At 72.4% G+C, this 13,462-nt stretch carries 11 protein-coding genes; 5 read left to right on the top strand and 6 right to left on the bottom strand.

Going from position 1 to position 13,462, the window contains the following annotated elements:
- Positions 1–209: 209 nt before the first annotated feature.
- A complete protein-coding gene (locus tag IE172_RS21000; RefSeq protein WP_190098786.1) occupies positions 210–1,475 on the bottom strand; it encodes a tetratricopeptide repeat protein in 1,266 nt (421 codons plus the stop codon).
- A gap of 31 nt (positions 1,476–1,506) precedes the next feature.
- Positions 1,507–5,052 carry a CHAT domain-containing protein gene (locus IE172_RS20995; RefSeq protein WP_229886227.1) on the bottom strand — a complete coding sequence of 1,182 codons (3,546 nt, stop codon included), beginning with the start codon at positions 5,050–5,052 and terminating at the stop codon, positions 1,507–1,509.
- Between the two features lie 140 nt (positions 5,053–5,192).
- Here IE172_RS20995 and IE172_RS20990 point away from each other — a divergent pair, with 140 nt between their 5' ends.
- From IE172_RS20990 to IE172_RS20980, 3 genes are all read left to right on the top strand, one after another.
- Positions 5,193–5,630, top strand: coding sequence for a hypothetical protein (locus IE172_RS20990; protein ID WP_190098785.1), 438 nt, complete (start codon positions 5,193–5,195; stop codon positions 5,628–5,630).
- Positions 5,627–6,547, top strand: coding sequence for a hypothetical protein (locus IE172_RS20985; RefSeq protein ID WP_190098784.1), 921 nt, complete (start codon positions 5,627–5,629; stop codon positions 6,545–6,547). Before IE172_RS20990 ends, IE172_RS20985 begins: the two co-directional genes overlap by 4 nt.
- A 496-nt stretch (positions 6,548–7,043) precedes the next feature.
- Positions 7,044–7,652, top strand: a complete 609-nt coding sequence (locus IE172_RS20980) for a hypothetical protein (protein WP_190098783.1) — start codon at positions 7,044–7,046, stop codon at positions 7,650–7,652.
- 352 nt (positions 7,653–8,004) lie between these two features.
- On the opposite strand, the gene IE172_RS20975 is transcribed toward IE172_RS20980, so the two are convergent.
- Together IE172_RS20975 and IE172_RS20970 are read right to left on the bottom strand one after the other, a co-directional pair.
- Positions 8,005–8,142 (bottom strand): hypothetical protein, encoded by a 138-nt coding sequence (locus IE172_RS20975; protein ID WP_190098782.1) that lies wholly within the window; start codon positions 8,140–8,142, stop codon positions 8,005–8,007.
- Positions 8,143–8,336: 194 nt separating this feature from the next.
- A complete protein-coding gene (locus IE172_RS20970) occupies positions 8,337–8,723 on the bottom strand; it encodes an HflX-like GTP-binding protein (RefSeq protein ID WP_229886225.1) in 387 nt (128 codons plus the stop codon).
- Positions 8,724–9,083: 360 nt separating this feature from the next.
- On the opposite strand from IE172_RS20970, the gene IE172_RS20965 reads away from it, so the two are divergent.
- Positions 9,084–9,554 (top strand): hypothetical protein, encoded by a 471-nt coding sequence (locus IE172_RS20965; protein ID WP_190098781.1) that lies wholly within the window; start codon positions 9,084–9,086, stop codon positions 9,552–9,554.
- Positions 9,555–9,717: 163 nt separating this feature from the next.
- Here IE172_RS20965 and IE172_RS20960 read toward each other — a convergent pair whose 3' ends face one another.
- Both IE172_RS20960 and IE172_RS34625 read right to left on the bottom strand, forming a co-directional pair.
- Positions 9,718–10,980 carry a PQQ-binding-like beta-propeller repeat protein gene (locus IE172_RS20960; protein ID WP_190098812.1) on the bottom strand — a complete coding sequence of 421 codons (1,263 nt, stop codon included), beginning with the start codon at positions 10,978–10,980 and terminating at the stop codon, positions 9,718–9,720.
- A 409-nt stretch (positions 10,981–11,389) separates the two neighbouring features.
- Complete coding sequence (locus IE172_RS34625; protein ID WP_229886223.1) at positions 11,390–11,749, bottom strand: hypothetical protein; 360 nt, start codon at positions 11,747–11,749, stop codon at positions 11,390–11,392.
- Positions 11,750–12,324: 575 nt separating this feature from the next.
- On the opposite strand from IE172_RS34625, the gene IE172_RS20950 reads away from it, so the two are divergent.
- Positions 12,325–13,260 carry a zinc-binding dehydrogenase gene (locus IE172_RS20950; RefSeq protein WP_190098780.1) on the top strand — a complete coding sequence of 312 codons (936 nt, stop codon included), beginning with the start codon at positions 12,325–12,327 and terminating at the stop codon, positions 13,258–13,260.
- The last annotated feature ends 202 nt before the right edge of the window (positions 13,261–13,462 follow it).

Genomic DNA, 13,462 nt, shown 5'->3' with positions numbered 1-13,462 from the left:
TGCACGGGACGGCAGCGGGTGCGGAGACCTCCTGCGCGGGTGCAGGGGTGCAGGGGCGCGGGTCCGCGGGTGTGTCGGCGCGGCCCGCCCGGCGCGGTGCACGGGTGGGCCGGCACCGCGCCGGGCGCCCCGGTCCCCTCCGGCCCGGCGGCTTCCGGCCGGCCGGGGGCGCGGCGAGGTCGGGCGTGCGGCCGTTCCCCGACGAAAGGTCAGTGCGCCGACGGGTCCTCGCGCAGCCAGGCCAGCCGCTCCTCGGCGGCCCGCAGGCGGGGGTGCCCCGGGCCGTGAACGCGCCGGTAGTCGCGTACGCAGCGGTCGAGCAGGTCGGCCGCCTCGTCGTGCCGGCCCACGTCGATCAGTACGTTGGCGAGGTTGTCCCGCGCTCCGACGGTCGCCGGATGACCCTCGCCGTGGCGTGCGACGTACTCGGCGAGGACGGCGCGCAGGATGGGCACGGCGTCCTCGTAGCGCTGCATGGCGTGCAGGACGGCGGCGAGGTTGTTGCGCGCGGTCAGGGTGGAGTCGTGGTGCGGCCCCAGCGTCGCCTCCATCGACCGTACGACGGCGCGGATGTGCTGTTCCGCCTCGGCGTGGCGGTCCAGTCTGACCAGGACGGCTCCGAGGTTGCCCCGGGCCGCGACCGTGCGCTCGTGGTCGCGGCCGTACCGGCTCTCCAGGCGGTTCACGAGGGCGCGCAGGGTGCGTTCGGCCTCCTCGTGGCGGCCGCACCTGAGCAGCGAGGCCGCGTGGGTGTTGGTGGAGGACAGGACGTCGGGGTGGTCGTGGCCGAGCTGTCGGAGACGGCGTTCCAGGACGTCCCGCAGGAGCGGCTCGGCTTCGTGGGGCCGGCCGAGGTCCTCCAGGACGGCGGCGAGTCCGGCCGCGCTGCGCAACGCGTCCGGGTGGTCGCGGCCGAGGGTGTCCGCCAGGGCGCGGAACGTGTCGCGCCACGCCGTCTCCGCGAGGCGCAGCTGACCGGTGGCGTGGAGGGCGTCGGCCAGTTCGACGGAGGTGCGCAGGGTTTCCTCGTGGCGGTCGCCGAGCGTGGTCCACTGGGTGCGGGCCACGTGCTGGTAGAGCTCGACCGCCTCCTCTCCCCGTCCGGGGACCGACACCAGGGCGTGTGCGAGGTCGCGCATGGCGGTGAGGGCGTCCGGATGCTCGGGGCCCAGACGGTCGATGGCGGACCGGGCCCGCAGGGTGTTGATGTCCACGGCGGACAGGTCGACGCCGGCGATCTCGCGTTCCGGCCGCCCCTCCGTCACCTCCGTGATGGTGATGCGCCCGCCGACCAGGCGCCGCCCGCTTGCCGGTTCCGCCGCGGGGTCGGGGTCCGGGTCGGGCGGTTCGGTGCGGGAGACCCCGCCCGGGTTGCCCGCGTGCGCCTGTCCCTGGGCCTCTCCCGGGGTCTGCGGCGGCCGTGCTCCGGTGCCCCGGCCGTCTCCCGCGGCTCGTCGTCGCCACCATCGGGTCATCGTGACCGCCTCCTCGTCGCTGCCGGTGTGGTCAGGCGCCCGCGTGCACGTGTGCGGCCCACAGGCTGGGGCTGGCCGCGAAGGCGGTGCGGCACCGCAGCACCGCCCGGTGCAGGGCGTCGGCCGTCCTCGTGTCGTCCAGTTCCGGTTCGCCACCGGCTCCTTCGGTGCGCAGCCCCTGGTAGAGGAGACGTGTGACGCGGACGGCCACCGCGTCGTGCACCGGCCAGAGCGTTCCGACGGCGTGGGGGTATCCCGCGAGCTGGAATGCGGAGGTGATGTGGATCGCCTCGTCGGCCAGCTCGCCGCCGCCGCGCGCGGTCTCGCAGGCGGACATCACCGCGAGCCGTGCCGCCGGGAGGTGCAGGCGGGAGATCTCGCGGACGGTCAGCGGGCGCGTCGCGTGGTCGTGCACCAGGAGCCGTCCGTGGGAAGGGTCGGCGGGCTCGCTGACCCCGTGGCAGGCGAAGTGCACGCAGGGATGGCGGGGCAGGGCGTCCATCACCCGTGCGAAGGTGGCCTGTTCCTCGTACAGCACCTCGGTCGGCAGGAGGCCCCTCAGGACCTCCACCTCCCGCCGCGCTCCGCCGAGCGGCCGCGCGCCGGGGGTGTCGGGGAGCGCGACGGCGAGCAGCGGTCCGTGCGGGCGGGGGGCGGCGGCGCGGGTCCGGGCGTAGCGGAGGGCCCCGACGGTCGGTGTGTAGGAGGAGACGACCCGGTCCAGTACCGTCGGCGGTCCCGGCACCGCCGACGCCCTGGCCGGCACGGTTCCGGCAGCGGCGTCCGGTACTCCGTGGGGGGCCTCGGCGTGGTGGCCGGCCGCGTGCAGCGGCAGGGAGGCCAGCGCGCCTCCCGGTGACCACCACACCCGCTGCCACGCACCGTCCGGCGTGGGCCCGTTCAGCCCGAGCCGGTCGAGCACCGGGCCGGTGACGTGGTCCCAGGTCCAGGCCAGTACCTCGCTGACGGTGTGCTGCGCCGCGCGGTCGCGGGCGGGGTCGGCCGCGTCGGTGAGTGCCCGTTCGAGGCGGTCCGTCTGCTCGGCGACGGCCCGCGGGGTGGCGTCCGGCAGGGGGACGAGGACCACCTCGCCGTTCCGCAGCACCAGGGCGTCACTGCGGTAGGCGCTGCAGTAGGCGAGCACGACCGGGCCCCTGTCCGCGCAGGCCAGCAGCGCGTCGAGGGTCGGCGCGCCGAGGAAGTCGGAGAAGCCGGGCCGTGCGCGGATGGCGGCGACCAGGTGCTCCAGGTCGGACGCGAGGGCGTGCCGCTGGTCGGTGGTGTCGGTCGACGACCGGCCCAGACCGGTGGTGGCGATCGGCGGCCGGCCCTGGCCGCCGATGTCGGTCGACAACCCGCCCTGGCCGGTGTCCGCGGCGTCGGCGGCTTCGAGCGCGTCGAGGCGTGCCCGCAGGCGGGCGAAGCGTTCGGCGAGGGCGGGATGGGCGTCGCGCAGCCGTCCGAGCCCGTCGCGGGTGGCCATGGCCCGGCCCAGCAGGACACCGCGGCCCTGTTCCAGCAGCAGCACCGCTCGCTCCGGCTGCCCGGCGTTGACCGCGCATGCGGCAGCTTCGGCGGCCAGGCCCCGCACCCGGGACAGACCGCGTTCCTGGTCGCTGCGGACCAGTCGGCCGGACGCGGCGAACGGCAGCAGCTCAAGGGCGAGTTCGTATGCCGGCAGGGCGTCGTCCCACCGGTTGTCGTCCGCGGCGGCGGCGCCCCATTCCCAGGCCGCGAGCACCCGCTCGTGGGCGGGCAGGGACCTGGTGCCGGCGGCCTGCCGGTAGGCGTCCGCGGCGGCGGCGAGTACGGCCGGGTTGCCGTCCCGGTGGTGCAGGGCGCGCAGTGCGTCGCCGTACGACTTCAGGTAGGTGCCGTGGGCAGAAGTGTGCTCGGTGACGGCCCACACGGCGCGGCCCAGTTCGCTGACGGCCTGTTCCAACTCGCCTGCCGCGCCGGTGGCGTGGTGCTTGGTGAGCCGGGCGGAGCCGAGGTTGGACAGGACCACGGCGAGCGCCGGATCGCCGTAGGGGACCTGCCGGGCGGCCTCCTCCAGCAGTGCGACGGCCTCGTCGAGGTCCGCCACGTCGGTGGTGGACGCGAACCGTGCCCGTAGGGCGTTGGCCAGGTGGTTCAGCCGGTCGGCGCGCGCCTGGCCGGCGTCGGGCGCCACGGCGAGCGCCCGGCGGGCCACCTCGATCGCCTCGTCGACGGCCTCGGTGTCTCCCGTCACGCCGTGCCAGCTCTGCAGGATCACGCCCAGGTTGCCGAGCCGTCCGCTCCGAGGGCCGGAGGGCGTCGGAGCCATGTGGAGGGCTTCCCTCGCGAGACGTGAGGCTTCCCGCAGGGACGTCATGTCGTCCGCCTGGAGGGCACGTTCGCGCAGGGTGACCGCCAGGTTCCCCAGGGTGTCGGCGTACTCGTCCGTGCCCGGCCGCTGCTCGGCGAGGGCGGCACGCAGGACCGCGACCGCTTCGTCCAGGAGCGCCGTGTCACCGGTCCACTGCGCGAGCCTGTGCAGGGTGTTGCCGAGACTCCCCAGCCTCATGGCGCGCAGCCGCGTGCCGGGCGGGAACAGGGTCAGGGCCTCGCGCAGCGAGGCCGCGGACTCCCGGAGCAACGCCGGGTCGCCGCTGGCCTCGGCGGCCAGGCGCAGGGCGACGCCGTATCCGGCGAGCAGTTCGGCACGGTCCGGGTGGCCGTGCGGACAGTCGGCGAGGGCCGTGCGGTGGGTCCGCAGCATGTCGGACCGGTTGGGCTCATCGGGGTGATGCTCGAACCACACGCGCAGGGCCTGGGTGAGGTTGCGCAGGACGATCACGCGGGCGGGCCCGCCCGGCGGGGCGGCCTCCAGGCCGGTGCGCCACATGTCGATCGCCTCGCGCAGGGCTCCGGTGTCCCCGTCGAACAGGTACGCGCGGTACCGGATCCCGGCCAGGTTGCTCAGGTAGCCGATGCGGTCGTCCGAACCTTCGGGTAAGAGCCGCAGCGCGCGCCGTTGTGCGTCCGTCGCGCGGAGGAGGTCCGCCGCGGCGGAAGGGTCGGTGTCACCGTCCCGGGGTCCGGTGGCGGGGACACCTTCGGCACCGACGGCGATCCTGTGCCGGAGGTGCAGCGTTTCCGCGAGGCCGCCGAGCGACTGCGCCGCGGTGTGGGGTTCCTGGGGGAGGCGGGCCGCCCGGTCGAAGGCGTCCACCGCCCCGTCGAGGTCGTCGGGCCGCCCGTACCGGTCGAACCGCTGCTGGTACGCGAGGCCGAGCAGCCGCACGTCCTGCGGGCGGGCCGGCTCGCACGCGGCACGTTCGCGGCCCAGGTCGATCAGTGCCTCGAGGTCGTCGGGGCGTCGCAGCAGTTGGTACCGGGTCTGCAGGGCGACCATCAGGTTGGAGGCCCGAACGGCTGTCCGTACGGTGTCCCGCGCCGCCGTCGTGGCACGGAACCGCTCGTAGAGGGCGATCGCCTGATCGAGGGCCTGCAGGTCTCCGGTCCCGAGGTGGTGCGACAGCAAGTGGTCGGCGAGCGCTTCGGCATCCTCGTCCGCCGCGTCCACCGCTCGCGCGGAACCCCCGTTCGACACGCCCACCCCCGGATGTCACGTCGTCGTGACCGCGGTCCTCGGCATCGCGCGGCCCGTCCTCACGATAGCGAACGGGGCGTCAGGACAGGGACGTACAATCGCGGCCGACCGACATCCGGCGTCCGAGGGGGAACGGAACGGTGAGGACCGATACCGGTGAGCGAAGCGAACCGCGCGGCGGCCATGCCCGGTTGGCGGAACTGTGCCGACGGCTGACGGACGCGTCCGCGTCGCTGAATCTCGGCGAAGAGGGTCTGCGGCTCGTCGACACCATCACCTCCGCGCTGCGTTCCGGTCTGCCCCCCGAGGAACTGGAGGACTCGTTCGACGAGTTGGAGGAGGTGTTGCTCGCCGCCGGGCACAGCGCCGGCCTGGGCTCCTACCGCACCACCCCGACCCTCCCCCCGCCCGGTTACCAGCGGCTCCCGGTCCCCGGACCGGCCCACCCGCCGCTGCACGTACTGGCCTGCCCGCGCGGTCACTGCGGGCGTGTGGAGGCGCCACCCGGTGACGATGCCGCCCCGCATCCCGGCTGCCGGGTCTTCGACCAGCCCTTGCGCACGGTCCCCCTGCGGTGACCAGCGCCTTTCTCAGCGCGCTGAGCGGCCGGATCGCCGAACGGTGGCTGGCTCTGCTCGCCCTTCCCGGTCTGCTCTTCCTCGCCGCTCTCGCCACGGCGACGCTCCTCGGCCACGAACACTGGTCCGACATGGAGCGGCTACGGGACCGCCTCGACGCGCTGGCCGCCTCCCCCGCGTCCGGCAGCGCGGGCACCGTCGTCCTGGCGGCGGCGGGCGTGCTGGCCGGCGCCGCGGTGATCGGAGCGGCAGCCCAGTCCCTGGGCGCGGGCGTGGAGTTGCTGTGGTGCGCGGAGCCACGCGGACCCTTGCTGCGGTACCTCACCGACCGCCGGGCACGCCGCTGGCACGCGGCCGACGAGGCCTTCCGCACCGCGCTGGTGGCGGCGGGCCGGGCCCGCATCGAGGGCGCGGCCGACGCCGACCGGCTCATCGGCCTCGCCGAGCGGCGTCACGCCGACCGGGCCCGCATGGGGCCGGCGCCGCCCCGTCACCCGTTCGCGATGGGCGACCGCCTCGCCGCGCCCGGTCAACGGCTGTGGCGTGCTCACGGCCTGGACCTGGCGGCCGCCTGGCCGCACCTGTGGCTCCTGGCCGCCGACGGCACCCGCGCCGAACTCCAGGCGGCCCGGTTCCGGTTGACCTCCGCGGCGCGCCTGTGCGCGTGGGGTGTCGGCTACCTGGTGCTGGCGCTCTGGTGGTGGCCGGCCGCACTGGCCGGGGCCGTCGCCCTCACCTCGGGTGTACGGCGTGGCCGCGCGGCCGCGGACGCCTTCGCCGAACTCACCGAGGCCCTGGCCGACCTCCACCTGCGCGACCTGGCGGCGGCGCTGGGGGTCGCGTGCGAGGGGAGCGTCGACCGGGAGCTCGGGGAGCGCCTGACGCGGGTGCTGCGGAAGGAGACGGGGGCGGCATAGGACGCCGCCTCGCGGGAGCGGCCTGCCTGCGGGGCGTTCTCTCAGGGCAGTGGGCGTCAGGCTCTTGGAGGGCTCCTTCGGGGTTCTCGGGACATGTCGAAGGCCCGCTGACCGCGCACGTCGTCAGAGCCAGGAGCGTCACGACACTTCCGGATCGGACCATCCGGCTGGTTTCCGCTGCGCTCTTCGAGATGCACGACGAATGGGTCGCCTCACCTCGCCCCACCCGAAGACGATATGGGTGATATCTGCCGCAAACTCTCTTTAGTTCCTCCGTGCCACCCAACGCACCGAAAGGCATGACCAGTTGATCCCCAACACCATGACGAGGGATACTGCCCGGCGGATGCGTGTTCCCAGCCGAGTGGCACTCGCTTCAATATCCTCCCGTGCGGGTCGCCGGAGGCCATTTACCCAACGAATGCTGGGCAGTTGACCTCACGTTTTCGTGGTAGCGTCCTCGCTCGGAGGGACAGTGCAACCTGAAAGGGAAATCGTGAACACGGAGAAGATCGCCGCTCGCCGCCTCTCGCTGGAAGAGGTGACGAAGCTCGGCGTGAAGGACAAGGTCTTCGTTTCCGCCGACACGGCAGAACTCAAACTCCCCGACTGCTATGTCCCTGCCTTTCTGACCAAGCCCGGTGAGCATTTCGAGGGCGGCTCGATCACGGCGAGGACCGTATTCCAGGAAGAGGTCTCCTGCCTTCCCGACGACGAGAACGAAGCCGGGATCTACGTGGCCGACGAGAACGGCCCGCTGACCATAGAGGTCCTTCAGTCCGCCGGTGTCGTGCTGGACCTGGCGCTTTTTGTCCCCGGTGGGGACAAGGGGTCCCTCACGGCCCTTTACGCCGCGGTCCGGCAGGCGTTCGGCGCCGACGTCGTACAGATCTGGCGCCAGGGCCTCAAGGAGGTTCCCGACGTGAAGGTCGACATCTTCGAGGAGCAGATTCCCCGGGGGCGCAAGGCCAGCGACAGCCCCAAGCGTGACCGTCGCGCGATCGACACCTACCCGACCCGTGCGGACTTCATCGACTTCTCCGCGGGATGGAAGCCGGTCGTCGAGATTCACCGGCCGGTTGTTGACGACACCCCGACGATCTGAGGCTTGCGTCACCTCTCCCGGCGGGTCTGAGAGAAGGCCGGACGCCGAAGCGCCGTTCCACTCGGTGATTTCGCGAGACAGCCCGCCCGGCCAGGAGTGCAACCTGAAGTCGTTCCGCGACAGCCCTCAGGGCTTCGGTGCAGTCAAGTGACGTCCGCTTCACCCTCGGGCCAGATCGAGAAGCGTGAGGGGTCGGCGGGCGTCACACCCCAGGGCCGACGAACACACGCACGTCAGCTCATGGGGAGCAGCGGGTCCGGCTACGGTCACCACGATTCCACGGCGGGGCCCCGTCCGGCGTGACATCCGTCCGGGACCCACCGCTTCGGCCGGCCGTCGGTTTCCCGGGTCGTCACACCCAGGGGCCGACGGCCCCGTACAGGTCGATTCCCGCCTGCACGGTGCGCAGCGTCCAGTAGGCGGCCGTCATGACACCCGCCACGATGACGCAGCCCGCGCGGAACGTGCGCCACCCCTTCTTCTCGCGCATATGCGGCCTCTCCCTTCGACGTTCCTGGCAGAGGGCCAGGGCCTCGTCCCTCATCTCAGGACCCGGGTACTCGAGATGGGGAACCGCCGTGGAGTTCGTACCGCGGTGACATCTATTCGACCACGAGGGAGCTATTGCCCGAAATGGCGTAGCAGTGTCGTGGCGACAATCAGATAAGCCGCTGAATTCGTGACTTACGGTCCGGCCTGGATCCGGTCGAGCCGGAGGCGCGCCCCGGCAGTGAGGATGTCGGAGAGACTCACGGCGGGGCGGCCCAGCATGTCCGTCAGTGTGCGCCGTTGGCGCTCGCTGAGGGAGGCGGTGAAGATCACCGCGTCAGCGTCGGCCCTGTCACAGGCCAGCTCCACCTCGCGAACCTTCCCGTAGGTCAGCAGAGTTCTGGAGGAGTAGGGCAGGCTCATCTTCCGGGCCCCGCCGTCCGAGACACCCCGGCGTTGCACGATCTGCGCGACGACCCGAGCTCCGTGCGCCGCCAGTGCCGCGGCTGCCGACGCCATCAGTGCTTCAAAGTCCTTCTGCTTCGCGGAGAAATAGCCGACCAGGACCACATCGGCGCCCACGGCAGGGACGCGGAACGCCGGGCGCCGGTCCGGCCGTGACGACACCCGGCGAGCCAGGCGCCGGTCGCGCCTTCGAGGCTGATGCATGGGCCGCAGGCTAAAGCCCTGGCTGCCTGCAGGGTTACCGGATTTCTCGCTGACCGGGCCAAACGGTTCGACATCAGCCTCACCTCCGGACGGCCGGCGCTCACCCGGCCCGGTCCCTGACCCCCGCGTCCGGTGAGATCACGCGTGCGGGATGACGCAGCCCGGCATCTGCCCTGTCACCCACCGGCGTTCGACGACGGACCAGTGGTTCACTTGCTGCTGCCCGTTCCCGTGCCGGGAGCGCCTGTCCGTATACCGAAGGAAGCCGCTGCGATGACCGCGTCCGCTCCCCTGCCGCCCCCTCCCTCCCACCCGCCGGCACCCGCCACCGGCCGTCGCACTCCCTCACGGTGGATGGCGGCGGTGGCGGCCGCCGCCGTCGCCGCCGGCGCGGGCATAGGCGTCGGCTGGCTCCTGTGGGCCGGCCCGGACAGCGCGGCGTCCGGGACCGGCGTCGACAACGCGGCGGCCGACGCGGCCGGTGCCTGTCAGGCGTGGAAGCGTGTTCCCTCGCTCGACACCATGTTCAGCGACGAGAGCGACGCCAGGATCGCCCACTTCGACCGCGCCGCCGGCGCCGCGACCCTGGCCCAGTCCGCGGCCCGGCTGGACAGCCGTTACGAGGCTCTCGGCAAGGCCTTCCAGGACGTCAGCATGCGCATGCGCACCTTCGATGTGAAGGGCGCCGAAGCGGAGGCGGCCGAGAAGAAGGTGGCCACCCTCTGCGCCGGACTGGACAGCTGAGCACCGAACACCACCTGCCCGCCCCGCCGGTGGCGACCGGCGGGGTACGGCTCCGGTGGGGCGGTGACGCCGTCGGCGCGGCGGGACGGCTGGGCCGCCTGGTGCGGCGCCCCGGTCGCACCAGCCGCGGCCGGGCGGGCCGGCCACCCGACCGGCGCGTGCGTCACACCGGCAGCGCGTGCAACTGGGTGCCGTGCAGGGCGATGACGCGCTCGCCGTCGGAGGCGACCAGCCAGGCGTGGTGGTCGCCGGTCCCGTCGTTGAACGTCCAGCGCACGTCACCGGTCTTCGCGTCCATCGCGATGACGCCGCCGTTCTTGTCGAGGTCCGTGGCGCCGTAGAGGGTGTCGCCCACCTTGACGTACTGGCGCGGCACTTGGAGCTCCGCGCCGGCGAGGGCCGTGGACTGCCAGAGGAGTCTGCCGGTCCGCGGGTCGATGGCCCGCAGGGTCCTGGTGCTGTCGGCGATGTAGAGCACGTCCTCCAGCACGGCCGGTTCCTTGAAGAGGGCGAACTCGGAGGCTTCCAGGGACCACTTCCTCTTGCCGTCGGCGAGGTCGAAGGCCTGGAGGTTCCTCCCCTGCGGGACGATCACCAGGTCCTCGTGGACGGCGAAGAACCCGTAGTTCGTCTTGGTCGTCTTCTGTGTCCACACCTGGCCGCCGGTGGCGGTGTCGCGGACGGTGAGGTTCTTCTTGAAGTCGGTGTAGACGAGGTGGCGGCCGCGGACGGCGGCGTGGATGCCGTTCTGCACGGTGCCGAGGTCGCGCTGTTCCTTCCAGGCGATCCGGCCGGTGGTGCTGTCGAGGGCCGCGATGACGTTGGTCTTCGACGAGCCGTCGTCCTGAAGGATCTCGGCGATGACGTAGACCTGCTTCTCGTCCACCGCGATGGGCTGTGGCTGCCGGTAGCCCTTGCCCAGGTGGCTGCGCCAGGTCTCCTTGCCGGTGGCCGGGTCGTATCCGGTGACGGAGCCGTCGTACTGACCGCTGGCCAGGTACAGCGTGTCCTTGCCGAGCAGCAGGGGCGCTCCGGGGACCGTGCCTCCCGGCAGGGACCACTTCTGCCGGCCGGTCGCGGTGTCGAGGGCGGCCAGTGGGCTTCCGCTGGCGAGCACGACGCCGCCCGCGACGACGAGTTCGTCGTTGTCCCCGTAGGTCTCGGCCGAGGTCGTCTTCGTCCACAGCGGCTTCGGAGCCTTGCCGTCGCCGCCCGTGGCGCCGTCGACGCGCTTGGTGTCATCGTCCTTCGGTTGCTCGCCCCCGGTGCTTCCGGCATCCTCGGCGTCCACGGCTCCCTCGTCACAGGCGACCGTGCCGGCGGTCAGCGCGACCAGCGCGAGACCTCCGCCCGCCAGCCGGAGCAGCCGCCGGCGGGAAGGTGTCCGGGACGTCCCGGACGACCTGAACGATCTGTCCTGCGCCATGCCGTTGCCCGTGGTCATTCGTCTTACCCCCGTGATGCGTCGGAGCGGGAACACAAACAGGAAGGGCCCACGCCGTACCGAACATACGGACGTACGCCCCTGCCGCGAGGAACGCTAACCGACTCCCCCGTGCCCGTACTCCGGCGGAGCACAACCGCGACGGCACCGTGAAACGATCGGGACAACACGGCCCGCCCTCACGTCCTCGTGCCGCTGGTGACGTACAGCGCGGACCCCCGTACGGGCGTCGCTGCTGGTCAGCCACCGGCCCCTCCCGGCACGCCGACGGCATGCGCAATCCCTCCCTCCGGCGGCCCCGGCACACGACCGTCCGGGCGGTGCCGGACACCGCGTCCAGCGGTCGACCCGCCGCACCTACCAGGAGCGCAGGCGGCCGTCCGGGCCGGGCTCAGCAGTCGTAGCGGTGGGTGTACGGGGTGTCGGGGCAGGTGCGGCAGACGAAGAAGTACATGCCACCGAGGTCGCCGAGGGCCATGCCGTGTCCGAACGTGCCGAGGGCGCCGGGTTCCGCCTCGGCCCGCCAGGACGGGGTCGCATCCGCGTCCTGGCGGGAGTCCCGGTCGTCCAGGGGGAGCCGGCGGCCCCCGCCGGGTTCGGTCGCGGTGACGCTGAGCAGGTGCTCCATGGGGGTACCGCAGCCCGCGCAGTCGGGCCACTGGGGCGGCTGGGTCCAGCCCGGGTAGCCTCCGGCCTTGCTCTGCTGCGTGGTGGCCACGTCGTAGTAATCGTAGCCCCGCTCCTCCTTCATGTCCTCGAAGCGCTCGTCGAGCAGATCGCCGAGTTTCTTCCGGCAGGTCCCAGTTCGGGTACTCCACCGCCGGCGTGGGGGACACGGTGCGGGGACACGGCAGGTGGTCCTTCTCCGCGGTGTGCGGGCGTGGCGGTTCGGCGGCGGGGGCGCCGGCGGCCGTCAGCGCCGAGTCGCGCCAGTGGAGCCGGGGGCCGGCCGCGTACCGGCCGTCCTCGTGGACCAGCGGGCACCACAGGATCTGCAGCAGGTCGGTGCCGGCGGGGAAGCCGAGGCCGGGCACGTGCCGTGCGTACAGCTGGACCACGGGGACCATCGCGACCGGCTCGGGGCCGACGGGGGCGCTGAGCGGCTTGTCGTGGCCCGGTCCGTGGGGCGAGAGCACTGTCCTGCTGTACGTGCCCGGACGACATGGGGGCCTCCTGCTCTGGGCGGTCGAACGCCACCGGACCCTCACCCGTGCCTCCGACAGCCACCCTCGCACCCCCGACCCCACCCCGTTCGACTTTCAACAAAAATCGTTTACGGTTGAACTAATACCCGGTCGCGGGTGCTCATCGCTGGAAGGAGCCGACATGAGGGCATGGCAGTTCAACGAGGTCAACGAGCCGTTCACGCTGGTCGAGCGTGAGGACCCCAAGCCGGGCGCCGACGAGATCGTCGTCGACGTCAAGGCTTCCGGCCTGTGCCACAGCGACGTCAGCTTCGTCGACGGCACCCTGACCCCCCTGCTGGGCCACAAGCCGATCATCCTCGGCCACGAAACAGCCGGCGTCGTCAGCGCCGTCGGTCAGGACGTCAGCGAGTTCGCCGTCGGCGACCGCGTGGGAATCCCCGCCGTCACCGAGGGCCCCGGCACCGCGGTCGACGGCGGGTTCGCCGAGAAGGTCCTCGTCAAGGCGGACCTCGTCGTCCGCGTTCCCGACGAGGTCGACTTCGCGCAGGCCGCCCCGGCCATGGACGCCGCGCGCACGGCCTACCGCGCGCTCGTGACGTTCGGCCGTATCGAAGCCGGGCAGAACGTGGGCATCATCGGATTCGGCGGACTCGGCTCGCTCGGCGCGCAGATCGCCAAGGAGGTGGGCGCCACCGTCTACGTCGCCGAGGTCAACGAGAAGGTGTGGGACACGGTCAACGAACTCGGAGTCGGGGGCGTGTCCAAGGACATCCGCGATTTCGCGGACCAGGGGCTCGACGTGATCGTCGACTTCGCCGGCTTCGGCACCACCACCGCCTCCGCCGTGGATGCCGTCAAGCACGGCGGCCGGATCGTGCAGATCGGACTCGCCCGCGAGGAGGCCACCCTCTCCATGCAGCAGGTCATCCTCAAGGAGATCACCATCGTCGGCGCCTCGAACGGCGAGAAGGCGGAGGCCGAGGAAGTCCTCAGGCTCATGGCAGGCGGCAACATCGCCTCGAACGTCGTACCCATCACCTTCGAGCAGATCCCGGAGTACGTCGACAAGCTCGCCAAGGGCGAGGTCGCCGGACGGGCCGTGGCGATCCTCTGACCCGGTGGCATGACAGGGCCTGCGGCAGGAGGAACGGCCGCCGGGGATCCTCCACGGGGAACACTATCGCGGGCGGGGGGTACCTCCCGTCCCCCGTTTTCTCCCCGCCGCGTATCCACCTCTGGAGGACTCCCCCCCGATGGGGAGTCGTTCACGCGCAAGGCTCCGCAGTCGTCGCGGTCCACGAGGGCGGTGTCTGACC

Source organism: Streptomyces griseoflavus (assembly GCF_014649995.1).
In the GTDB taxonomy this organism is placed as follows: domain Bacteria; phylum Actinomycetota; class Actinomycetes; order Streptomycetales; family Streptomycetaceae; genus Streptomyces; species Streptomyces griseoflavus.
This window is presented reverse-complemented; position numbering and strand designations above follow the sequence as displayed.